General features: G+C 69.2%; 22 protein-coding genes and 2 pseudogenes. 12 read left to right on the forward strand and 12 right to left on the reverse strand.

Features of this window, described 5'->3' with window-relative positions; all coding sequences use genetic code 11:
* Positions 1-19: 19 nt before the first annotated feature.
* Positions 20-226: a hypothetical protein gene (locus OG472_RS02640; RefSeq protein ID WP_401614172.1), complete on the reverse strand. Its 207-nt coding sequence runs from the start codon at positions 224-226 to the stop codon at positions 20-22.
* A 1,349-nt stretch (positions 227-1,575) separates the two neighbouring features.
* Between OG472_RS02640 and OG472_RS02645 the strand changes: the two genes are divergently transcribed.
* Complete coding sequence (locus OG472_RS02645) at positions 1,576-2,475, forward strand: GNAT family N-acetyltransferase (RefSeq protein WP_405940797.1); 900 nt, start codon at positions 1,576-1,578, stop codon at positions 2,473-2,475.
* 161 nt (positions 2,476-2,636) lie between these two features.
* Here OG472_RS02645 and OG472_RS02650 read toward each other — a convergent pair whose 3' ends face one another.
* From OG472_RS02650 to OG472_RS02660, 3 genes are all read right to left on the reverse strand, one after another.
* Positions 2,637-2,879, reverse strand: a complete 243-nt coding sequence (locus OG472_RS02650; RefSeq protein WP_405940798.1) for a hypothetical protein — start codon at positions 2,877-2,879, stop codon at positions 2,637-2,639.
* Between the two features lie 546 nt (positions 2,880-3,425).
* On the reverse strand, positions 3,426-4,583 hold the full coding sequence (locus OG472_RS02655) for a caspase domain-containing protein (protein ID WP_405940799.1): 1,158 nt from the start codon (positions 4,581-4,583) through the stop codon (positions 3,426-3,428).
* Complete coding sequence (locus tag OG472_RS02660) at positions 4,583-4,897, reverse strand: effector-associated constant component EACC1 (protein ID WP_401614177.1); 315 nt, start codon at positions 4,895-4,897, stop codon at positions 4,583-4,585. Before OG472_RS02660 ends, OG472_RS02655 begins: the two co-directional genes overlap by 1 nt.
* A gap of 285 nt (positions 4,898-5,182) precedes the next feature.
* Between OG472_RS02660 and OG472_RS02665 the strand changes: the two genes are divergently transcribed.
* Positions 5,183-5,671 carry a hypothetical protein gene (locus OG472_RS02665; RefSeq protein ID WP_405940800.1) on the forward strand — a complete coding sequence of 163 codons (489 nt, stop codon included), beginning with the start codon at positions 5,183-5,185 and terminating at the stop codon, positions 5,669-5,671.
* A gap of 316 nt (positions 5,672-5,987) precedes the next feature.
* Here the strand turns inward: OG472_RS02665 and OG472_RS02670 are convergent, their stop codons facing one another.
* Positions 5,988-6,464: a hypothetical protein gene (locus OG472_RS02670; protein WP_405940801.1), complete on the reverse strand. Its 477-nt coding sequence runs from the start codon at positions 6,462-6,464 to the stop codon at positions 5,988-5,990.
* Between the two features lie 734 nt (positions 6,465-7,198).
* Here OG472_RS02670 and OG472_RS02675 point away from each other — a divergent pair.
* The gene (locus tag OG472_RS02675) at positions 7,199-7,513 is read left to right on the forward strand and encodes a hypothetical protein (RefSeq protein WP_401614185.1); all 315 of its coding nucleotides are present in this window, start codon (positions 7,199-7,201) and stop codon (positions 7,511-7,513) included.
* 840 nt (positions 7,514-8,353) lie between these two features.
* Here the strand turns inward: OG472_RS02675 and OG472_RS02680 are convergent.
* From OG472_RS02680 to OG472_RS02695, 4 genes and pseudogenes are all read right to left on the reverse strand, one after another.
* Positions 8,354-8,944 carry a hypothetical protein gene (locus OG472_RS02680; protein ID WP_405940802.1) on the reverse strand — a complete coding sequence of 197 codons (591 nt, stop codon included), beginning with the start codon at positions 8,942-8,944 and terminating at the stop codon, positions 8,354-8,356.
* A 252-nt stretch (positions 8,945-9,196) separates the two neighbouring features.
* A complete protein-coding gene (locus OG472_RS02685; RefSeq protein ID WP_405940803.1) occupies positions 9,197-9,550 on the reverse strand; it encodes a hypothetical protein in 354 nt (117 codons plus the stop codon).
* A gap of 97 nt (positions 9,551-9,647) precedes the next feature.
* A pseudogene (locus OG472_RS02690) lies at positions 9,648-9,800 on the reverse strand (IS110 family transposase); the annotation flags it as partial.
* Positions 9,801-10,298: 498 nt separating this feature from the next.
* Positions 10,299-10,514, reverse strand: a complete 216-nt coding sequence (locus OG472_RS02695) for a hypothetical protein (RefSeq protein WP_405940804.1) — start codon at positions 10,512-10,514, stop codon at positions 10,299-10,301.
* 131 nt (positions 10,515-10,645) lie between these two features.
* Between OG472_RS02695 and OG472_RS02700 the strand changes: the two genes are divergently transcribed.
* Positions 10,646-11,974 carry an AAA family ATPase gene (locus tag OG472_RS02700; RefSeq protein WP_405940805.1) on the forward strand — a complete coding sequence of 443 codons (1,329 nt, stop codon included), beginning with the start codon at positions 10,646-10,648 and terminating at the stop codon, positions 11,972-11,974.
* A gap of 3 nt (positions 11,975-11,977) precedes the next feature.
* A complete protein-coding gene (locus OG472_RS02705; RefSeq protein WP_405940806.1) occupies positions 11,978-15,772 on the forward strand; it encodes a hypothetical protein in 3,795 nt (1,264 codons plus the stop codon).
* Between the two features lie 59 nt (positions 15,773-15,831).
* Here the strand turns inward: OG472_RS02705 and OG472_RS02710 are convergent.
* Positions 15,832-15,930 (reverse strand): annotated as a pseudogene (locus OG472_RS02710) (two-component system response regulator); the annotation flags it as partial.
* Between the two features lie 234 nt (positions 15,931-16,164).
* On the opposite strand from OG472_RS02710, the gene OG472_RS02715 reads away from it, so the two are divergent.
* The 7 genes from OG472_RS02715 to OG472_RS02745 all read left to right on the forward strand — a co-directional run bounded on the left by OG472_RS02715 (position 16,165) and on the right by OG472_RS02745 (position 19,817).
* Positions 16,165-16,314 (forward strand): DUF6879 family protein, encoded by a 150-nt coding sequence (locus OG472_RS02715; RefSeq protein WP_405940807.1) that lies wholly within the window; start codon positions 16,165-16,167, stop codon positions 16,312-16,314.
* A 15-nt stretch (positions 16,315-16,329) separates the two neighbouring features.
* Positions 16,330-17,178 (forward strand): helix-turn-helix domain-containing protein, encoded by an 849-nt coding sequence (locus OG472_RS02720; protein ID WP_405940808.1) that lies wholly within the window; start codon positions 16,330-16,332, stop codon positions 17,176-17,178.
* Between the two features lie 181 nt (positions 17,179-17,359).
* Positions 17,360-17,545: a hypothetical protein gene (locus OG472_RS02725; protein ID WP_405940809.1), complete on the forward strand. Its 186-nt coding sequence runs from the start codon at positions 17,360-17,362 to the stop codon at positions 17,543-17,545.
* Entirely contained in the window at positions 17,542-17,751 is a 210-nt protein-coding gene (locus OG472_RS02730; RefSeq protein WP_401614213.1) for a hypothetical protein, read from the forward strand. The genes OG472_RS02725 and OG472_RS02730 overlap by 4 nt, the downstream gene beginning before the upstream one ends.
* Positions 17,752-17,780: 29 nt before the next feature.
* Complete coding sequence (locus OG472_RS02735) at positions 17,781-18,914, forward strand: NAD(P)-binding domain-containing protein (protein ID WP_405940810.1); 1,134 nt, start codon at positions 17,781-17,783, stop codon at positions 18,912-18,914.
* Between the two features lie 139 nt (positions 18,915-19,053).
* Positions 19,054-19,464 (forward strand): NUDIX hydrolase, encoded by a 411-nt coding sequence (locus tag OG472_RS02740; protein ID WP_401614217.1) that lies wholly within the window; start codon positions 19,054-19,056, stop codon positions 19,462-19,464.
* Complete coding sequence (locus OG472_RS02745) at positions 19,464-19,817, forward strand: ASCH domain-containing protein (RefSeq protein WP_405940811.1); 354 nt, start codon at positions 19,464-19,466, stop codon at positions 19,815-19,817. The genes OG472_RS02740 and OG472_RS02745 overlap by 1 nt, the downstream gene beginning before the upstream one ends.
* A 466-nt stretch (positions 19,818-20,283) precedes the next feature.
* On the opposite strand, the gene OG472_RS02750 is transcribed toward OG472_RS02745, so the two are convergent.
* Both OG472_RS02750 and OG472_RS02755 read right to left on the reverse strand, forming a co-directional pair.
* The gene (locus OG472_RS02750) at positions 20,284-21,009 is read right to left on the reverse strand and encodes a DUF4232 domain-containing protein (RefSeq protein WP_401614221.1); all 726 of its coding nucleotides are present in this window, start codon (positions 21,007-21,009) and stop codon (positions 20,284-20,286) included.
* A 302-nt stretch (positions 21,010-21,311) separates the two neighbouring features.
* Positions 21,312-22,847 carry a hypothetical protein gene (locus tag OG472_RS02755; protein ID WP_405940812.1) on the reverse strand — a complete coding sequence of 512 codons (1,536 nt, stop codon included), beginning with the start codon at positions 22,845-22,847 and terminating at the stop codon, positions 21,312-21,314.
* Positions 22,848-22,897: the final 50 nt, after the last annotated feature.

Raw genomic sequence — 22,897 nt, forward strand, 5'->3', positions numbered from 1 at the left:
AACAGCAACCGTAGCTCCGTCAGACCGCGAGCTGATGGACCTGCCCGGGGTCGAGGTGCAGCTCGTACGGGGTCGAGCAGTCGCTGACCTCCGTGCCCACCGGGGCACCGCACGGGCACCGGCGGTTCATCCCGCCCTGGCCCGACAAGCCGCAACAGCCGACATCGTCGAAGGTCGGGGCACGGGCCGGCTCCAGGCCCGGCGCGTCGCCAGGATGAAGAACCACAGTTCCTCGCGGCCCTGCCGACACCAGGAAGTCGTCGCCGTCCGGATCACAAACGCACGGGCCGCCCGGGAAGATCGCCACCGGGGCCTCGCACGGCACGAACGGTGCGCCCCAAGGCTCCGGTTCCACCGCGAAGCACCCCTGCGGCATGGTGGCGGACGCCGTCCGCGTCCCACCGTCTTTCGAATAGCCCTGGTCCATCGGACGAACGGGGATCTCAGCCAACTCGGTCAACGGTCCCGTGATCGCAGAACCACAGGCCACACACGCGAACACAATCACCCGCAGTTCTTAACACCCCCCGAGGAACCCGCCAACCCAATTAGCCTCCCACCACGGCACTCAGGCCCAGCAGAACGGGCCGAAGGGCAGTGGCCGCCGAGCTCGGCGTCAGCCAGCGCTCCATCGAGCGCTACCGCACCGGTGAACGCAAAACCCCGCCGAAAGCGATCACGGACCGCATCGATGCTGCCGTACGCGCCCGTTGGCAGCCCGTGGTGCGTAGCCACCGTCATCTCGGCATATCGCAAGGTCGTCCTGATGATCGACGTGGATCCGGCGCGTCCCGGTTCCGGTGTCGGAGACAGCTACATCGTTTCGTCTGGATCATCTGCTCCTTGGCCCAAATACACCGTTGGCTGACGTGCAGTGGGCGCGGATCAAGCCGCGGCTACCTGACCGGACGCCGAAGCGGAGTGCGGGGCTCTGGTCGCCAGTTGTGACTCCGGCTCTTCTGTGGAGCCAATCCCTGCGTGCTTGTCCTGGCGTCGAACCTGGCCTGTGACCTGCCAGTTCTCCCAGCTTGTAAGCAAGAGCCGCTGGCCGCCGATGCGGCACCCCAGAAGTCGAGCCAGAACCCGAGTTCTGACGGCACCGAGGTATCGGCCCCGAGAGAATCGGGATGGACCCGGTGAAAGGCCCTGGTCACGCGGCGATCCGACGCGGCCGCACCCCCAGGCCCTCGGACCGGCCCGTCCCCGCGTCCCGCCCGACGGGAAAACCCCGACAAGACGGAGACCGCGAGTCGAAAGTGCCAGGGGTGTGCCGCACACCACCCAGTAACACGGTCTACCAGGCGAACGTTGCTTGATACGGCACTAGCTGGGGCCCCGCGGGCCTTTGAGAGCGCTCTGCGTCGTCCCGCGAACCCCTCCCTCCAAGGGGTGCGGAAATCCGTGGACGGACCCGCGGAAGATCACGTACGGTGTGGCTTCACGCCCAGAGTTGGACGGAAGGAGGCGAGTGCCGTGCAGTTCACAACTTTCCAGCGCTCCCTTTTCCGCTATCCCGGCGTGGTTCGCCAGTTCTGACCGGGAGCGCTCCAAGCAGCCTGTATCCCGGAGGAATCCATGACCGATCTGGTCATCCGCGCGCTCTCCGCGAGCGACGCTCATCTCTTCGACGCACTCCCCGACCCCCTGGGCGCCCGCGAAGTCCACCGGCGCACCCAGTTCCGCCCCGACTGGAAGCGCGTCGCCCTGCGCAACGGCGAGGTCGTCGCACGCGGCGCATGGTGGGGCGGCCCCCGCGACTCGGAGCCCGTCAACATCAACTGGTTCGACGTGGCCGAGGGTGAGGAGGAGGCCGGGGCCGAACTCCTGCGCACCGCTCCCTGGCAGGTCGAACTCGAGATCAACCTGCCCGGCGGCTGGCGGGAAAAGACCGACCTGCGCGCCACCGCCGAGACGCGCTTTGCCGCCGCACGCGCCGCGGGGTACGAACTCCTGGTGGAACGCTTCCTGTACCGCTGGATCCCGGAGCAGGGCCTGCCCGAGCGGCCCGGACGGCTGCGCTTCAGCGCCGAACCCGACGACGCCGTGTTCTTCGACGCGTTGCGCCGCATCCACTCCGTCACCCTGGACGCCCACGCACTCAGGGCCATCGAGGAGGGCGGCCTCGACCGGGCCGCCCAGGAGGAACTCGACTTCTTCCACTGGTGCCCCTCCCCACGGGAGTGGTGGCAGGTCGCGCACACCCCGGAGGGCGACCTGGCCGGCATCCACATCCCGGCCCACAACCCGTCCGGCCCGACCATCGGCTTCATCGGAGTCGTGCCGGAACAGCGCGGCCACGGCTACGCCTACGACCTCCTCGCGGAGTGCACCCACCTCCTTGTCGAGCAGGGCGCGGAGTCCGTCAGCGGAGCCACGGACCGCGGCAACTTCCCCATGGCCGCGAACTTCACCAAGGCCGGCTTCCCCGTCATCAGTGAACGCATCAACTTCCACCCGACGGGCCAAGCGGCCTAGCGAGGAGTAGCACGCGGTGAGTGGTCCGGTCCGAGGACAGGCCCGGACCACTCGCCAGTGCCTGGCGCGTCCCTGGCAACAAATGGGAAGTCTGACCGCTTCTGCGACGCGGGGGTTTAAGGGGACGGCTATTGCCCCAGCCGCCCCTCGTGGGTGAACCCTCAGAAGGCGATGGCCGCAGGACCTGGCCCCGCCCGGCGAGGGTGGAGCGGGGCGCGGGAGATGCAGAGCGCCCGTACGCCACGCGCCGGCCAGCACCACCGCCCGGCCAGCAGGCTCAGGGCCAGTCCGACGGTCCCGTACCCGCACCGGTCGGGCCACCAGCCGCACACGGCCAGCACGGCGGCGCCGGCACGGGGCTGCCCGCCCGTCATCACCACCGCGATCCCCCGTCCAGTTGACACGGCCACCCCCGGCCAGGGCCGGGGCTGCTGCCCGGGCTTGTCAGTCCTGGGGCCTGGGCCTCCAAGGCCCTCGCGGCGTACGAGCGGACCTCGTCCGACTCCGGCACCCGCGGCCCGGGAAGCGTCCCCGAAGAGCCGTCTCCTGACGGTCTGGTGGGGCCGAGGGCCATGCGGACGCAGGTGACCGCGAGGACCACCACGGCGGCGAGGAGCAGCGTCCAGGCGGCCGGGCCGCGTAGGCCGGCGCCGGGGCCGGCTAGCGGGCGCCGTAGTGGTGGACGGCCCAGCCCCCCGGCACTCAGCGCCAAGCCGGACCATCCCCGCGGCCGAAAGGGTCATCCGGGCGCGGTAGGAGGGTTTGGGGCGGCCCGGTGGTACTGCTGCCCCCAGAGCGCTCTGGGCACCGGGCCTCACCCACGCACGCCACATCGGCGTGGGCTGACCACGACCCTAGCTTGATCAGCAGCCCAGTATGAAATATTCGTGGCGCCTATCACCGGTTCCAGAAGAGGGGCAGGAGGCGTAACGTTCAGTTTGCAAGAATGGTCAGAGGCTGGGAAAGAAGAAGTCAAAGAAGAGCCACATGAGCCCTGCCGAAAGGAGAGCAGTCACTATCGCCGTAAACAGTGGCATCTGGATCCATGGAAGCCTCTTCCTTTCACCAGAAAGACGCTGATGATCTTCCTGCCATCGCAACCAGTTATTACTGACCTGTAGCGATATGAGTCCAGTAGACCCAACCATCAGCGGAACGAACCATGTCGGAGAAAGTGCGATCAGGCTTTCCTCGCTCAGCACATCAAACTGGAACGCGTAGATCCACACCGCTATCGCGAGTGAAAGAACAGTAATCGTTGCAAATACCGCCCGGGCTGCCACAATCCTGCGCAACGACGCCATTTGGCCGACATCAGCGCGCACTTGTCGATACTCACGAGGAGACACGGAAAGCGTCGCTTCATGAAGCCGTTTTCGATTTCGAGCGAGGCAGATGCGTCCCGACATGTTCATGTTTCGCTGCTGGGGGAGCGGTCGCCTCTTTGCCTCAAGGCCGAGAAGAAGTGCCTGGTACAGGATCTCCATGTCCAGCAATGAAGAATCAACGTCCACACCTTCACTCAGCACCCGCACAAGTTCACCAGTGAAGGCTGTGTAGGGCTCGCCAATCGGGGCCCAGGCCTGCTGCGTCCCATCCGTGGCAGTGAGCACGCACGCATCGCGCACTCGAGCACGTTTGGCGACATCTTGACGACCTGCCATGCCCCCGGCCAAAGCTCGGCCACTCCAGCAGCAGTCCAGAATCAGTACCCGCCGAGGGCAACGGACACTGCGCCCGATCAGTACGCGACGCAGGTCCTCGAAGCGAAGCGACCTGTCGAGCCGCCCTTCTGCTGGGGAATCAGTGAGAGCGAGATACAACTCGTCGCTGTACGGATCGATCAAACCGTGGCCGGCAAAATACACCACGAGAGTGTCCGTAGCCTGCCTGGAGGCCTTCTCGATAGTGTCCAGGACTTCTGCCGCCGATCCCGGCTGAAGGAGGACGGTGCAATTTTCACCCGTCAGACCCCATACCGACTCATCCATGAAAAGCCCACTGAGCCCCCGCAGGTTATTTTCGACAGCTGGCAGGGCGGCCAGCGCGCGATAGCTGTGAACACCTATCAGCACCGCACGGGAGGCAGCAGGGTCTGAAAGTTCCATCAGCCGCCTGTTTCACCTTCCGATGATTCAGATTCAGAGTCGGTCGCAGGAAATACCAGACTGACTTCGTGGGCTTGCGCTCGCGATGCCCGCCAGTTCGCGATGGCCACGACAAGACTGGAGAGAGCGAGGGTGTTACTGACGACTACATTGATGAGATCGAGGGATGCTCCACTCATGGGCACCGAATCAGACGCCGCGCGCCCTTCCAGGGAAATCTCGGCGTCGCCCGCATCTACATCCCGCATCAACCAGTGATACAGCGAGAGCGTCGCTTCCTTCTCATCCCCCATGATCATGATTTCGAGTCGCATGCACTGCCCCCCGTCAACCCCGCATGGAACTTTGAGCCATTCTTGCGTACTTCGGCCAACCCGGCGGGGTTTTCCGCAAGCTCCCATACCGATCCGTCGACATCCGCTCCGAACCGGCCCTACGCGCGCCAACCAGACCGGGCGGAAGCCGCCGTCCGCGCGGTCGCCGGGCAGGGCGCGCACCCGGGCTGCTCCCTTGCGCCCCGGCGCAACCCGTTGCCACGGAAGGCCCGGGGGCCGACGATCCCGGCACGCGGAGAAGGCTCTTCGTCCCTAGGGGGATCCATGGACTCCAACACGATCATCACCACCTGTGCGACGGCCGTGGCGGTGGGCTCGCTCTGGGCCAGCACCGTCCAAGCCCGGGCGGTAAAGGTGCACAACCGGACGTCCGTCATGCCCCACCTGCAGATCCGGCAGGTGAAGAACTACGAGAACGGCCGCACGGGGCTCCAGATACTCAACGTGGGCCTGGGTCCCGCGCTGGTCACCCGGTCGACGGTGAAGCTGGACGGGGTGCCCGTCGGACAGTGGAACTGGCCGACCTTCCAGACCATGGCCGCGGACTGGCCCCAGATGCCCAACATGTACGCGCTGTTCACCGGAGTCAGCTTCCCCATGGGCGACTGCCAGTACCTCATCCACCTTGACGACTACGACGAGGCCCGGCACGCCTGGTTCTGGGAGCTCGTGGCCCGCCGGCTGTCCATCGAGATCGAGTACGAGTCGTTCTACCGGGGCGACAACCTCAAGGCGGAACCCCCGGCGCTCTAGACCCTGCTCCCCCCAGCTGCCGCTGGGAGGTGCCGACAGACGGCGCCGGACGACGCAGGCTTAACCGGCAAGATCCAAAAGAGACGGCCAGCTAGGCAGTCGAAGCGAGACGCTCCTTCTTCCGCCGGTGGCAGCGCTTCGTCCTGCATGCGGATGAGCAAGTCGGATCGGTCGGTGAGGCGCCCTGTGTGAGTGCGTCCCGTAGACGGCGCAGTTGTCAGGTTGGAAGCCTTGAGGGATCCGGTGACGCAGAGCGCCCCTCCGGAGGGGGGCGCTCTGGTTGTGCGTACCGGTTCGGGCAGGTGGGTCAGGTGCGCTACACCAGGTGGTCGACCGAGAAGAGGAGGTGGTCCTGGCCGTAGTGGAAACGGCTGGCGAGGGCCTCGTAGCGGGTGTATTGCTCCTCAGTGAGCGGCAATTGGAGGACCTCCACTGTGTGCAGGAGCAGACGGAACCCGAGGTCGGGGTCGACCTGGGTGGCGATCTGTTCCAGGGCTTCCATAACCGTGGTGCCTTCCAGGGGGTGGAAGTCGGGGCTGACCGCCGTGCTCGCGGCGAGGGGGGACATGCCCCGGATCTCGCGCAGGACCTCGTCGCCGGTACCGGTGGCCGGCGGCGGGGCCGCCGGGACGAAGGCGGGTGCGACCTCGGTCAGGTGCTCCTCGCACACTTCGGCGACCTGCTCCAGCCACTCCCGGCCGCTGACGCCGAACCGGTCGATGCCGTAGCCACGGTCCGTTGCCGCCAGCCACAACGCGGTGATCGCGTCATCGGACAGGCCTGGGTCGAGCACCGGCGTGTGTCCTCCAGGAGTACGGCTGCCTCCGAGCCCGGAGGGCGCTCGTAGCCGTCGGCCTTCACGGCGGCCGCGACTGCCTCGCGGGGCGTGCGGTAGTGCCAGCCCGCCGTGAACTGCCTGGCGAGTCGGGAGAGCCCGAAGTCCCCGTTGATGCCCTGCCGCGAGGCGGCGCTGACCGGCGGCCAGGTGATCGCGAGGCCGTCGTGAACGGCGCCCGGGGGGGGAACTGCCAGCCGAGGGCCACCAGGCGGTGGTACTGCCCATACGGGACGGGCACGGAGTGCGCCTTGAGCGCGCGGAGCAGCAGGCGCATGCCGAGATCGGCGTCGGCGCCCGTCACCACTTGCTCCAGGCAGTCGACGAGCTTCGGCAGCGGAGAAGCGTCCACCAGGGCCGGGGCCGCGACGCGGAGTTCCGCCACGACCGCCTGGCACAGCCGCGAGTCCCGTACCAGCCGCACCGGTGGCGGCGTGCAGGACGCTTTGTTCTGCCGGAGCCGTGCCGTGGACACCTCCGAGATCCGCTCCAGCCAGGCACGGCAGGTCATGCCGTGGCCGGTCGGGTCGAAGGCGTTCCCGGTGGAGGCCAGCCACCGTGTGAAGGACCCGTAGGCCGGTCAGTCATCGAAGGCGTCGCCTCCTCCGTACGGCCAGAGGAGGCGACGCCTGCTCGGAAGTTGTTGCAGGTGATGGACGACACCCTGCCGTTCCCGGAGCTATGAGCGGTCATTGCGGGACAGCCCTTACCCCCAACACGACGCATACGTCTACGAACCCTCGGCCGATGCGCCTTACGCCACGAGTGCCTACGACGTATGGGGCTACGACGGGTCGACTGCCGGGCCTTTCCTCACCCCTGCGAACGCCGAACCGTCCCTGCCCACCTCGGCCGCCTCGCCCGGGCCTCTCCCCCGCCCGGAAGACAACGACGCGCAGCAGAGGGCCCGGGCCCAGCTGAACCACACGACGCCCCCGCGCCGCAGGGCCGGAGCGGTGCCGACTCTCGCACTGCTCGCCGTCCTCGTCGGCACCCACATCCTGTGAGCTAAGGCGCCCGGCGGGCAGCCGGCGCGGCACGTGGAGCCGGAGCGCAGCGCGCCATCGGCCCGTGCGGTGCCGGAAACGCATCTTGCCCGTAGGGGAGAGTAAGGGGCCCCGACCGGCCCGGGGGAAAGGGCCGGGTCGGGGCCGCGCCCCGACCCGGCGGGGGGGCGGGCGGAGCGGTCAAGGTGTGGGGCGGGAAGGGTGGTCGCCTCACGGCGAAGGATGTAAGCCCTTTCCGAGAAGGCACCCAAGCGACTATCTTGAACGCGTTCAGATTGAATGCGTTCAAGGGGGTTCCGTGTTCTCGGCGGTCGACGTAGTTGCGGTTCTACTCTTCTTCATCGTGCTGGCTCCCATGGGTCTCGCCCTCGTGGTCGCAAACTGCCGGGCGTGCAGGAGAGGCCGACGCGCGCCCTCAGGTGCGGGCCAGGGACCGTCCACTCCCCGCGCCGCAGGACTGGAGCAGCGCTGACTCTCGCACTCCTCGCCGCCTTCGTCGGCTCCCGCGCCCTGTGAGCTGCGGCCCCCGGCGGGGAGCCTGCTCGCCGACACGGCACGTGTAGCCGGAGGCAGCGCGCCATCGACCCGTGCCGTGCCGGAGACGCACCTTGCCCGGGTGGGGGAACCACCCACCCGCCCCGCAAACCGGACATCAGGGTCGGTACGCTCCGGCGCACCACCGGGCGCACTCCTTCGCCGCCCCACCCGCCCGGACCAGTGGATCAAGTAACAACCGTTCTGCGGAATTCTTCACACATCGATCCGGAATCTGCACACATTTCCCGCCCTGCGGCAGGTCTCTCCCCTTGGCCCGCGTACGCCCGATGCCGCCGGGTGCTGTCATCCGTCCTGCGCGGTCAGGAGGAGCATCAGGGCCTTGGAGCGGGTGGTCCCGAGCCCGGTGGCCACCGCCTCGGCCGAGACGCCGTCCTCCGCCAGCGCGCCGGCCGCCTCCCGGCCGACGCGCGCGGCGATCCGCTCCAGCACGCCGACGGCGCGCAGCGCAGCCAGCGGCGCGTCCGCGGTCGTGGCGGTCAGTTGCTCGGTCATCTCGACCAGGAGGGCGGCCAGCGGCTCGGGTAGGGGTGCCGCCTTGTCGCGGACGAGGGACAGGTGGGCGTTCCAGTCCGCGAGCGGCCCGGTCAGATCGACGTCCACCTCGTACAACGGCCGGTCACCGACCGCCGCCCAGTCCAGCGGGTACTCGGCGGCACCGCGCCATCCGCACGCACACACCGCCCGGAGCGCCTCGGCGCGCGGCCGGCGGTGCCGGCCGTCGTGGGCCGACCAATTCCTGGTCGACGGGATGTCCGGGCCGCTCCCGACGTCGAAGTACACCGGGCTCGGCTCGCCACCGCCGACAAGGACACCGACCGCGCCCGCGTGCGCGTCCCCGAACTCCACCGTCCACCAGTCCCACTCCACCAGCACACCACCCTCTCCCGCGCACCCGCCGACGAGCCGACCGGATCCCGTCTGCGACCCTGCCCCACCCGCAGAGCCGCCCACACCCCCTGGCAGCCCAACAACAGACACACTTGGGCGGGCCCCTCGACACATCTCGAAAAAGGCCGGGTGGTCGCGTCCACCCCGGACTGTGGCCGAGCGAGTGACGATGCCGCGGAAGGCCAGCCGTCGGCAGTTGCGCCGGATGCTGGTGGGACGGCGCGGCTCAGGCTGCCGTCACGCGCCATCGGTGGCGCAGCAGCGGCTGCGGCGGGGCCTGCCGTCCTCCCCCGCTAGCTGGCGGTGTCGTCGCAGACGGGCTTCGGGGGGGGCCTTCGCGATCACGCTCCGCCAGTAGTCGGCTTCCCCGGCTGCACCGCGGTGTGCGGGCTGGATCAGTGTGGCAAACGTCGTCGTTCCCGGACGGGCCTCCAGGTCGCCGGGGCCGATCGCAACCGCGTACCGCTCCCTTGGCTTCATGATTACCTCGCGGTTCGAGGTGGCCACCTTGAACGAGCCGGGTGCCCCGCCGGGCTCGACCCGCTGGGACACCCCGATGCTCGGGGCGAACTTCCCCTTCATCATCTCCACGATCCGTACCGGCGTCGTGACGAGCTCGGGGTTCTCGGCGCCGACAGCGCCCGGGTCGTGCGCGGCCTCGCCGTGGACCGCAGCTCCATTGGCGTTGGTCGCGGATGAGGGCCCACAGAACGTCGAGGCGACGGCGGGCGAGCGCGAGAATCGCCTGGTTGTGGCTCTTCCCCTCGGCTCGTTTGCGGTCGTAGAAGGTCTTCAACGTGGGGCAGAAGCGGGCAGCGATCTGGGCGGAGAGGTAGATAGACGCGCAGGAGCCCCCGCGCCCCTGGCAGGGGCAGCCTGTTGCCGGTGGGCGGGTACCGCGGCTTCGGCCAGGGCCGGCTGTCCGGGGACCGCGAGTGCAGGCATGCTGGAGCGGGACCGGGCAGCGGCCGGGGAGCCCCGGAGCCGGGCGGTGCGCCGCACAGCTGGGTGAAACGCGCGTGCGCGCGGCCGACCGGTGAAGGAGCCGGGACCGCGCTCACGTGTCACACGGGAAACGGCAAGAGGCTCCCCGGTGCGCAGGTTCGGATGTCGAGGCGGCCGACCATGCCCGGGAGGACGTCGCGTACATCGACAGAGGCCTCGCGGAGGGCCTCCGCCACTACCTCTTCTGGCTGTCCGAAGGCTGTCCGGCCGACCCCGGCGAACTCTGCCAACCCTCTCCCCGCGCGGGGCCTAAGTACCTTGAACACTTGCTGCGTTGTTCGGCGGAGCTCCGTCCTGCCGCGAACTCACCTCGGCACGGTACCGCCGGCGACGGTCACGACGGAAGGGCCGCACCGAGCGCGATGACGCCGCACAGCAGCGTGAGCGCGACGGCGAAGGCGCCACCAGCGCGCGTGATGGCACCGGGCAGGGTGGCTCCGTCCCAGCGTGCGAGGAATCCGGTGACCACCGCGACGACGAGCGCGGTCAGGACCGCCGCCAGGATCGCGGCCGTCAGCATCCAGACGGCTGCCACATGGTTCGCATCCATCCTTCAATCTCCTTCACACGGACGGGTGTTGGTTGCAGATCACAGTGCCGTCTCCCCTGTACGCTGGCGTTCGGGTGAACACATCGGTACAGGGCAGGTCGGCCGCACGGCCGGTGACCGGGGGTGGTTCGGTGGCAGATCCGAACGGTGGGGAACCAGATCGGCCGGACGACCGCACGGCGGCGGACCGGCTCCGCAGGCTCCTGCGCAACCGACGTGCCGCGCTGCGGTTGACGACGGTCATGCTGGCCGCTCGTACCGACCTGGGCCGCACCACGATCAGCGGGGCGCTGAACGGCCCGGCGCTGCTCTCACTGGACACCCTCGCCGCCCTCGCCAAGGCCATGACCATGGAGTTCGGACCGCTGGAAGAGCTGCACGGCCAGGCGGTGGCGGAGGCCAATCCCGCCAAGCCGCTGTTGAGGGAGTTCTTCGGCAACCTCATCGGGCAGCACACGCGGCTCTTCGCCGGACGGCAAGACGAGCTCGCCCGTATCACGGCGCACATCCGGGACCACGGCTCCGGCTACGTCTTCGTGGAGGGGAAATCCGGCTTCGGCAAGACGTCCCTGCTCGCGAACCTCGTTCACCGGAACCCGGACTACCACTACCACTTCATCAGCCAGTCGTACCGAGGCGGGAGCGGCTTCGACCCCACCAGCCTCGTCCACGTGCTGGACTGCCTGTGCGAGCAGTTGGACCCCGCACACATGCCCGGCCTCGACCCCACCAGCCTGCAACGGCACTTCCGGGGTCTGCTGACGCGCCGGCCCAGGAAGCAGACCGTCATCGTCCTCGATGCCATCGACGAACTGACGGACACCTCCGAGCTGGGCCCCCTGCTGCCGCACCGACTGCCTCCCGGGATGGTGGTCGTGCTGTCCGCCCGGTGGCTTGACGGGAAGTCGTACCTCAACGACATCGGCTTCACGGAGGAACACCTCGGCCTGCGCCTGTCCCTGCCGGGTCTGGACCGCGCCGCGCTCGTGGAACTGCTCGACCTGGCAGGTGGTCGAGCTGCGGCGCTGGCGTCCGACGAGGACTTCGTCTCTCAGATGCATCGGGTCTCTGCGGGCGACCCGTTCTACCTACGGTTCCTGGTCGAGGACGCCGCAGCGGGACGGCTGACGCTCCAGACGGTCACGCACGTGCCCACAGGACTGGAGGCTTACCTCGACCAGCAGTTGGAGCAGCTCTACCGCAGCGCGCACCGGGAGGAGCACGTCCTGATCCTCGCCTACCTGCTGAGAGCCGGCACGCTCAGCGGTAGCGACCTGGTCAGGCTGGTCGCCGGCCTGGACTGGTTGAACTTCGACCCGGTCATCGACCGGATCCACCGCTTCCTCCTGGTCCGCTACCTTGAGGGGCCCCTCGCCGGGCTCAACCGTCGTAGCTACAGCTTCTGCCACGACCGGTTCCGGCAGTACTTCCTTAGCCGTCTTGAGGACGGGGGCACGTAGCCGATGGGCGACTTCCTCGCCGACGTGCTCGCGCGGTTGAACAGCGGCAGGGTCGACGTCGACCTGTCCGACCTCACCCGTGACTGGCGGGCGGACCCCAGCGACTACTCGATCGGCAACGCCGTCCGCTGCGCCGCTGACGAGAACCGGGGCGACGACCTCATCGACACGCTCCTCGACCCGCAGTTCCAGCAGTTGCGGCAGTTGGCAGTCGGTCCGGCGGGACACGTGGAGGGTGTGAACGCCCTCGGGGGCGATCTTCGCATCGCGCGCGACCACTTCCTGAAGAACAGTCCCGATCTGCTCCGCTACCTCCAGGTGGTCCTCGTCCAGCAACACCCGTTCGCCAACTCCGGAAGCGTGGAAGCACAGCGGGCACACTGCCGGGGCTACGCCGAGTTCCTCCAGCTCGATCGGCTGCCGCACGAGCGCGAAGACATCGGGCTGCACCATGTGGTGCAGCGCCTCTTCACCGCCAAGGACCGGTCCCCGTCCGACCTTCGACTGCGCCTCGCCGGCTACGAGCTCGGCCGGTGGACCTGCTCCTGCGGCCAGCTCACCGGCTTGGACCGCCGGTACGACCACCACTGCCCGTGCGGCGAGGTGGCGGGCCACGGCCGGCTGCCACGGCCGGCCCCCGACTGCGGCTCCTGCGGCGCGGCCGTGGGCTACGCCGTCTGCCCCGGCTGCCGCACCAGGGTGACCCTGGCCAACCTGTGGCAGCTGCGACGCGGCGGAACGGGGCCGGACGACTTCCTGGTACCCCTCACACTGGACCTGCGCGTCGACTGCGAGTCCGGGGAACTCTCCCGGGAGCCTGGCCTGCTGCTGACGTGGCTTCCGCTGCCGATCGGTGTGCGCGAGCGCGAGGAGGAGGTCGGGTTCGACCCGCCAGCCGTCTTCTGGGCCAGTGAGCGGGTCGAACAGGAGCGGCGGGACTTGGGTGACCGATTCTTCGCGTTCGAGGACACGATCGAGTACGACAAGCAGGGCGGGTTCCAACCCGCCCTCCTGGCCGCGATGTTGCGGCGCACACTGTTGCGGCACCGCAGCGGTTACGACCGGTTCAACGACATGCTGCTGGGTGTGCTGATGCAGTACGACACCGAAGAACGCGTGCGCCCCGACCTCTACACCCGCGGCTTCTGGAACCGGCTTCGGAAGGTCGCCGTTGCCGACCTCGGCCCCGGTGAGTTGGTGGGTCGGGGAGCAGTCACGTTCCAGTGCACCGTTGCCGCGTCACCGCGCCTGCGGGGAAGGGTCGCGGTGGTCGCCAAGGACCTCGCGACAGCGAACAACCGTGCCGTTCCCGTGCTGCACCAGGTGGGTACCACCCTGGACAAGGACGCGATCCTCACCCCGAGCCCCCCGGGCGTCGCCGCCGAGCTGGCCGCGCACCTCGATGAGTACGGTCTGACCACTCCGGGGCAAAAGGTGCTGCCCGGCCAACCGTTGGTGGGCATCTCCGCGCCCAAGGCCCCGGAGGCTCCCCGCACCCCCGAAGAAGGGCTGCTGGAGTCCATCTTCCCGGGCCTGCTGATGGAGGACCGGTCGCTGCGCATGCCAGGGGACGTACCGGGCCACGTCCTGGACCAGTGCATCGACCTCGGTCTCCTGAAGGATCACCAGGTCCCGGCCGCCGTGGGGCGCCGCTCGAACACCGGGGTCTCGCTGACCACACGCGTGACGGTCACTGTGGCGGTCGACCACCACCTACGGGAGGGCGACGTCCTCGCCAGCGCGGACGGCGCCGACGCCGTGGTGTGCGGCCTGGTGGGGAGCGCCGTGCTCGAACGGCTCGCCGCCAACGGCGCCTCGCCGGACATCGTCGTGGCCCCGGACCATCCGTGGGCACCGCCGGCCGGTGAGAGCGTGCGCACCGTCGTCGTCAGCCTGTCGGCAGGGGAACTGGCGAGCCGCGACACGAGTTCGCACGACGCCGACAGCGGCCACTCCCTCGTGCTCCACCAGCCTCTCCAGGGCGATGGCGGCGCCCAACTGGTCGAGGCCGCGGACTTCCGGTGGCTGGCGGAGCACGGAGCACGCCACCTGGCCATGGAACTCCACGGCCCGCGCAGTGACTGCACAGCCTGGCGTGCGCGCCTGGTCTCCGGGTTGGAGCGGAACGGCCTCGCACCGCTCGGCCCGCCCGACGCCAGCCCCGCGGGGCTGGGCGATGCCGAGGGCCGCGCCCTGCGCAGACTCGATTCGGTGTTGCGGGCCGCCCGGGTCGTCGCCACGTTGGAAGGCGACCGGACCAGCTTCCGACTCATGACCGACAACGACGTGGTGACGCAGTCGCACGGCCAGGTGCAGCAACCGGACGGCATCGATTACCGCACCACCCTCCCGAAACCCGGCGGCATCCACTGCCAGCGGATCTTCGGCCCCGTACGGAACGACGTCTGCCCGTGCGGGGAGCCCCGTTTCCCGAACAGGACCGAGGGCAGTTGCCGGGTCTGCGGCCGGACCGTCGTCCCGGTGAGCGAACGCGCCCGCCGATTCGGCCACGTCGAGCTCCCGGTGTCCGTCGTCCACGGCTGGTACCTGCACGGCCCGGCGTGCACGCGGCTGGCAGCCGCGATCGGTGTGACCGAACGCCAACTCCGTGAGATCGCCGACTGTCTGACCCATGTGGTGACCGAGCCCGGTTCCACCGGTCTGCGGCCCGGACACCTGCTCGACGCCGACGAGCTGGCCCGACACCCCGGCCGTCACGAATTATCGACGGTCACCGGCGGGCAGGCGGTGAAGATCCTGCTGTCCCGCGCATCCACCGCGAACGACCACGGTCCACCGCCGGTCGACACGTCGGTCATCCGGCGGATCCCCGTCCTCCCACCGGATCTGCGACCGCACCTCCGGATGCCCGACGGCTCCTGGGGCACCAGTGACCTCAACACCCTGTACCACTCGGTGCTCACCCGCGCAGCCGTCTACCGCCGCCGTCAGGACGAGGGAGCGGACCCGAAGTTCCTGTACCGCGAGCAGCGTGAACTCCAGCAGGCCGTCACGCGTCTCCTGGCCAACCGGGACTCACCCGACCCCGCGGCCATCCGCGGGGGGCACGTCCTGGTCAGCCTCGCCGACCACCTCACGCCCAGGCCGACCACCACCGGTACGCTGCGCGAAGCCCTGCTGCTCCGGGCCGTCGACCACAGCGCCCGGGCACGCCTGGTGATCAGCCGGTCGTCCTCCCCCGATGTGGACAGTCCCGACACCGTCGTCCTCCCCCAGGACACGGCCCTGCGGCTCCTCCGCCCCTTGGTGGTGCACGCCCTCGTCTCCGCCGGCGCGGCCCCCCGACCGCGGGACGCCCGCACGATGATCCGCGCGCGCTCCGCGGCTGCGCTCGAATCCCTCGAAGCGGTCTGCGCCCGTGCGGTGGTGCTCCTCGGCCTGCCGCACGGGCCCTGGCCGCTGCTCGCCGTCCGCGTCCGGCCCTCGGTCGACACCACCGCATCGGCCGTCGTCGTCCAGCCCGCACTACTCGACCGCATCGGCTGGGAGAACCTGGGCGAGAACGTCCGGGTCCTCAGCGTCCTGTCCCAGGAGGCGCAGCAGGAGGCAACCCGCTTCCTCACCGTCGAGGCGTTGCACCGCCGGCCCGCTCCGCCGAAGGACCAGCCCACTGCGTCCGGCTCGTTCTTCGACCTCCCGTGCAGCTCGCTGACCGGCCGCATCGCCGACACGGCAAGGATGCACGGTTCGATGCCACTGGTGCCGGACGACGCCCTGCTCCTGTGCGACCCCTCCTGGCTCACCGGGCACCAGCCGGATCCGCCGGTCGTTCCCTGATCTGCGCGGCCGTCGCGACCGATCATCGACTCCACGCCGACGACCTCAGGGGCACCTGCTCAGTCGTGCCAGCCGTAGCGGCGCTCCGGGCGGCCGGCGGCGCCGTACCACAGGGTCACCTCGGCTCTGCCGGTGTCGAGGAAGTGTTCGAGGTACTTGAATTCGGCTCGTCAGGGTGAATCTTCACGAAGCTTCTGATGGGTCTGAAGCGGGAGTTGTAGGCCTTGGTGTGTGAGATATGCGGATGGGGGCGGGTTGACCGCCGCGGGACGTGAGCGCCGGGAGTCGGTGCGGATGCAGGCCGCCGAGTTGTTCGAGCAGAGAGTCAAGCCGCCGGAGGTCGCGCGACGACTGCGGGTGAGCCTGAAGTCTTCTGGCTGATCGACGACACGTTGGTCCGCTGGAACCACTTCACCGGAGTCGGCGACTGGGACGACCCGAAGTACTCCGTCTCTGACGACCCCGCCGTGATCAAGCTGTGCGAGACGGCGTTCGAAACGGTGTGGGAGCGCGGCATCCCGCACGACCAGTACACCGTCTGAGCCGCCGGACAGCTCATGCCCACCTCCCCGTCCTCCAGCGCCCAGGCGGCCCGTGAAGCCCTCGCCGTCCGCCTGTCACACCTGCGCAAGGATGCTGGCCTGACCGGGCGTGAGCTGTCCGCCCGGTGCGGCTGGCATCCCGCCAAGACCACACGCATCCAGAAGGGCGAGGCTCCTCCCTCCGACACGGACATCCGCGCCTGGTGCGCTGCCTGCGGCGCCGAGGAGCAGATCGAGAACCTGATCGCCATCGCCCGCGCCGTCGACTCCATGTACGTGGAGTGGCGCCGCCTGCACCGCGACGGCCTGCGCACCATGCAGCAGAACGTCAACAGCCGCCACGAGAAGGCCCGCGTCTGCCGCACCTACGTCTCCAACGTGATCCCCGGCTACCTCCAGACCCCGGCGTACGCCACCGCGCTGCTGACGAGCATCACCACCTTCCAGGGCACCCCCAACGACGTTGCCGAAGCCGTGGCCGCACGCGTCGCCCGCAGCCGCTTCCTGTACGAGGGCGGACACCGGTACGTCGTGCTGATGGAGGAGTCGGTGCTGCGTGCCCGCTTCGGCGGCGCCGACGCCATGGCCGCCCAGCTCCGCCACCTGCTCACCGTGATGCCGCTCGTATCTGTCTCCCTCGGCGTCATCCCGTTCAGCGCCCCGCGTGTCATCTGGCCGCTGGAGGCGTTCTACGTCTACGACGACCGGCACGCCGTGGTCGAGACGCTCACCGCCGAGGTCAACATCACGCAGCCCCGCGAACTCGCCGACTACGCACAAGCGTTCGCCGGTCTTGCGGAGATGGCCGTCCACGGCGACAACGCTCGCGCCCTGATCACGGCCGCGATCGACGCCCTCGGATGAATTTCCGCAATTAGCCGCAACTTCGTTGAGGCCGTCATTGCCTCGTTCCTACGGTGAGGACACGCCGCCTGGGGGTGATCGCGCTACCCCCGGGCAGCTCCCCCGAAGCATCAGGGCACCGGACCGACCCGTGTCGCACGGTGCCCTGCTGCCACCCACACCGGAGCAGGAGTGACGCCCCATGCCCGAGAACCTCCCCCGCCGTCCGCTCGCCCGCCAGACCGAGGACCAGCCCGAGTACGCCCCCTGGGACGACCCGTTCTGTAGTCCCGATCCCAGCCCCGCCCTTCAGGCCCGCGCCGAACGCGGCTGGGAGAAGTTCCTGCGCCTCGCCGGCCGCGCCCTGGCCGAGGACGGTAAGGCATGAGCAGGCGCCCCACCTGGCTCTACGAGGGGGTGAGGATCTTCGATCCCAGCCGGGACCGTGAGGGCGTTGTCCAGTTCATCGGCGAGTGGGAGGACCCCACCACCCTCCGCGTCATCCCGGAAGCGGTGTTCCTGCGCCCCGAGGGCGGCGGTGTGGAATGGGTCATCGCCGACCACCAGGCCCTTCGCCAGGCAGACGCCCGCTGACGCCTCGCACCACCGACGTGAGGAGTGCCGTGGAACCGACCGATCTCGCCCGTCTCACCTCGTACTTCGAGACCGTGGCCCGCGCCTTTGCCTGCGACTCCGCACCGGCGTCGCTGCTGATCACCCATCTGCTGCCCGAGCGTCCCGCGTTCGTCCGCGCCGTCGCCACCGTGACCGGCCTGCGGGCGACCCTGCCGAAGCCGAAGTCCATCAACGCCCGCGCACGCGACCTGGTCGAGCAGACCGCACCCGTGGACCCGCTCACCCGGCAGATGTTCACCGACCCGGACAAGACCCTCGCCTACCTCGAAACCCGGGCCAGCCGTGAGCCGGTGGTCCTCTTCGACATCGGCGGCTATTTCGCACCCGCCCTCGGTGACCTGTGCGACCGCTTCTCCGGCCGCATCCTGGGCGTGATCGAGGACACGGAGAACGGCCACCAGAAGTACGCCGACCTCGACAAGCTGCCCTGCCCCGTCATCTCGGCCGCCCGGTCCCCGCTGAAGGACCCCGAGGACTTCCTCGTCGGGCAGTCCGTGGTGTTCTCCACCGAGGCCCTGACCCGCGGACGCGGGGACATCTTCCACGGCCGCGGCGCCCTGGTCCTCGGCTTCGGCAAGCTCGGAAGCTCCATCGCCCGCCTCCTGCACGCCAAGGGCGTTCACGTCACCGTCTACGACATCGACCCCGTCCGCCGAACCCAGGCCCTCGCCCAGGGCTTCACCGTCGCCCAGGACCGCACCACTGTCATCGGCTCGGCTGGACTGGTGATGTGCGCCACCGGATCGCTGGCCCTTCGCGGGGACGGCTTCCCCCGCCTGCGCTCCGGCGCCTACGTCGCCACCGTCACCACCGTCACCAGCACCGAAGACGAACTCGACCTGAACAGGCTGCCGCCCTGCTACGTCACCAGCGAGGCCGGCGAGCACGTCACCCGGTACGCGTCCGACTCCGGTCACGTGTTCTTCCTGCTCAACGACGGCAACGCCGTCAACTTCCTGCACGGCGCCTCGGTCGGCCCCTTCATCTACCTCGTCCAGGCAGAACTCATCGCCGCAGTACGGATACTCGCCCGCGGTGACCTGGGACCCGGTATCCATGAGATCCCCGATAGCGGCCGCCGCGACATCGCCTCCATCTGGCTCGACCACTACAACCGGTAAGGACCGCACGTGCCCATCAGCCACGCCCACATCCGCACCGTCACGACCGCCTACCTCGACGCCCATCCCGAGGAGAAGCGACCTGGAGCCGGTCTTCGGTCTCCTCGACACCGCCGAAGAGATCACCAGCCGCAAGGAAATGCGCGGGCACGTCACCGCCGGCGCGATCCTCCTCGACGCGGACGGCCGCGTGCTGCACATCCACCACAATGCCCTCGGGAAGTGGCTGCTGCCCGGAGGGCATGTGGAGGACACCGACACCGCCCTGGCCGACGCTGCCCTCCGCGAGCTGATCGAGGAAGCCGGACTCGAAGGCGTCGCGATCTCCCTTGCCCACCCCGATCCCATCCACATCGACATCCACCCCATCCCCGCCAACCCGGCCAAGGGCGAGGGAGACCACCGGCACATCGACTACCGGTTCGTGTTCCGCCTCGACCGTGACGCCGACGTCACCGTCCAGGAGGAAGAGGTCAGCGGCTGCGCCTGGAAAAACGTGGACGTGATCGAGGACGACACCCTCCGGAACCGGGTCCTGGCGTACCTCTGATGAGCGCCGCCCCCGCGCACCGCGTCCACCGCCCCAACCTGTACCGCCAGTACTTCGAGCTGGTGGCCGCCGGCACCAAGACGATCGAGGTCCGGGTGAAATACCCCCACCTGGAGAACCTCAAGGCCGGCGACCGGATCGAATTCCGCATCAAGGACACCGACGAGCAGTGCGCGGTCGAAGTCATCCGCGTCACCGAGTACGCGACCTTCGAGTCCCTCCTGAACGGCGAGGGCCCGGAGAAGGTCAACCCTGCCTCCAGCCGTGAGCTTCAGCTTGACAACATCCGCGCCATCTACGACCCCGAAAAGGAAGCCCTGGGCGCCTTGGCGATCGAGATCAAGCTGATCTGACGACGGAAGGGCGGCCAAAACCGTCCACCGCCTCGACCGAACCGACCTCGGGCGTGGGCCCCGCCAGCGCGACCGGCGGGGCCCCTCCCGCTTTACCGAAAGACATCACCGTGACCAGCGCACCGCACAACTATGAGCACGAGCAGTTCCTCTGGGCACCGTCGCCGAGAGCGCGTGGAAGGACCTCTCCAACAGCGATCCCGTGCTCCGCTGGACCCAGTACACCGACCACCCCGCCGACCCTGGCATGAACATCCTCGGGAACCCGGCAACCGCCCTCGAGATCGGCACCGGCCGGGCCGCGGCCTACCTCGCCGAGCAGGGTGTGAAGGTCACCGCGGTCGACCTGTCCCCGATCGCCGTCGCCAAGGGCAGCCGTTTCCAATGGAAGCGGCGGCTGCTGCTTCTGTGCCCGGGCTGTGCAGGCCATCGCCCACCAGCTGCGGGGCAGCCGTGCCACGCCCGTTCAGAGGGTTTCGAACGAGTCGCGCGCGGTGAAGTGGTAGAGCCCGACCCTCGGCTTGGCGACGGTACCCGTGGTGGTGAGCGGCAGGCTGACGCCGTCGGCGTTCGGCATGTGGCTCGGGTCGGCCAGGATGTTGATCTCGTCGGCCAAGGGACCGCCGCCGCCCGAGGGGTTGAGGTCCACCGCCGCGTACGTCGTCGCCCCGGGCCGCACCGGGTGCGCCGGCGCGCCGCCCAGTCCCTCGGGCGGCGTGGCCTGGATGCCGAGGGCGGAGCCCTTGGCGCTGAAGCCGACGGCAGGGTGGAAGTCGAGGCCGCACGTGGTGGAACCGTTGTTGGTCACCGTGACGACCCGGACGGTCGCCGGGAAGCCCTGCGGCGAGGTGACCTTGACGGTGAGGTTCCTGGCGGAACAGGGGTGGGTGTAGGCGTAGGCGTCCTCGGTGGTCACGTCGGTGCCGCCCGTCGCCTTCCCCTTACCGTCGGGGCCCGTCGGCGTCGGGCCGGCGGCGCCCGCCGGATTACCGGTGCCGCTCGGACCGGCCGCCGTCGGAGTCGCCGACGCCGTACCGGAAGCGGCCGGGGTGCCGGAAGCCACCGGCGTGCCCGTGCCGGCCGTTGGCGCCTTGAGCTCCCCGTCCGTGCCGCCGCCCCCGCAGCCGGTCAGTGCCAGGACGAACCCGACGGCGGTGGCAAGGGCCGCGGCACGGCTCCGGTGGATACGCATGGTGGAACTCCCCGTCTCGTACGTTCGGACGGAAGCCGCCCGACGGTTAACAATATGATCTACGCGGTCCGGTGGGCGGGGAGCGACACCGTACGCCCGGCGACCCTGGGCGACCGATGGTCCATCGAACCGACCGCAGGACCAATCCCCGGACCGACCGCCGCACCACCCACCGGGCAAAGCGACTTCGGCAAACCCAAGGCACTGAAGTGCCCCGCGCTCACCTCAATTGCAGAGCACCCGCCGTCGGTGTCTTGGGTGGTACACCCGATGTGTCTGCTGCTTGACGACTACCTCCGTACTCAGCGAACCGAGCGCCTCAGCCTGGCCACACGAGACGGGTGATAGCCGACAGGAATCTCGCACCGGACTCCGGGAGCAGCGCCGCAGGCCGGACATGCCACCTCGTGAGTGTGCCTCTTCCCTGGCCGCTGCCCTGGTACGAGGGCCGCTTCGCGGTCGACTCCGGCCCCCGACGTCTTGTCAGCGGGGCGGCCGGTCCCGGATGGAGGTCCGTCGAGGCCAGCACGCGTCTTCCATGACTCGACGAGCTCCCGCTCTCGGGTATTGAGGACGCTGTCGGCCTCGTCCGCAGCCTTCAGCAGTCTGCGCACCGAATCCCGCATCACCTCACGCCCCAGCGACCGGCGCCCGGTCGGGAGCCGCCGCAGTGACGACAGCAGCGCACGTACACGCTCCGCTGCCCGCCGGGCCCGCTCAGCCTCCTGCTGAGCTGCCAGGGTTTCCTCCTGCCGCTCCTGTGCATCCGCGGCCAGCAGCGCGCTGGCCCGCTCGGCGATCACGGTCTCGGCCGCCGTGCGGTCATGGCCCGCGGTCCCGTTGGCCATCACCAGCAGGTGGCCGACCGCCACCAGGTTCCCCGCCGTAACGGCCTCCTCCAGGAGCAGGAACAACTTGCGCCGTGTCTCGGCCTGGATCTCCAGCCAGCGCCCCGCATCCACGACCGCGTCCGACAACTGCTCCTGGATCTCTCCTTCTGCCCTCTCTACCGCGGCGATATCGCGGCATATCTGAGCAACGAGGACCACGGACCCCACCCGGCGGGCATCGGCCAGTTTGCGCAGCAGCAGCTGCGCACGCGCCTGCGCATCCGGGGCTTTGCGAACCTTGCTCACACCCCACGTCGAAACAGGGCGGGTGCTGCGGGAACGGACGATGCGTTCCACCGCCGGCGTCGACAGCCCGCGCCCAGTCATCTCGCACTCATCCAGCGCGAACCATGCCACCTCCCGCGCGAACGCCTCCGTGCCGATCCGCACCCGGCGGTGCGTACCCTCGCTGTCCAGACGGATGCGGTGCACGTACCAGCGCCGAACCAGCGTCTTGTCGTCCACCGGCACCGACACCCCCAGCACCGGCTCGACGCCGTCCTCGTCCCACACCGGCGCGACTTCCCCGTCCAGATGCACACGCAGCCCACGGCTCTCGAACCGGACATCCAGGACGGAACCGATCGCGGCACCATTCGGTCGGGCGAAATCGAACTCGGCCTGCTCCCCGCGGTCCCGCAACCAGGCCGCGGTCGCAGCCTTCACGTACAGGTGGTCTGCGCTGGCCACACCCCGGGCGCTGCGCCCGCAGTGCGGCAATCCGTCCGGGCCGGGGTGGTGAGCGAAGTGGCAGACCCGATCGGTGTACAGCTTCGTCGTCAGCCGGCCCCCGCAGCCGCCAAGGAGGAGCCCGCACCAGAACGTGTCGTGCACGTGCCGTCGGCGGAAAGCGTCCAGCTCGATCGCCTCCAGCGGCAGCATCAGCGGATCTTCCGAGTCCGCGCCGCCCATCACCGCCGTCTGAATCTGCCGCGTGTCACCCCGCACGGACCCCCACCTTCCAGCCTAACTCGCCTTGCCACTAGCCATGTTGCTAC

This window comes from Streptomyces sp. NBC_00207 (assembly GCF_045160965.1).
GTDB lineage: Bacteria > Actinomycetota > Actinomycetes > Streptomycetales > Streptomycetaceae > Streptomyces.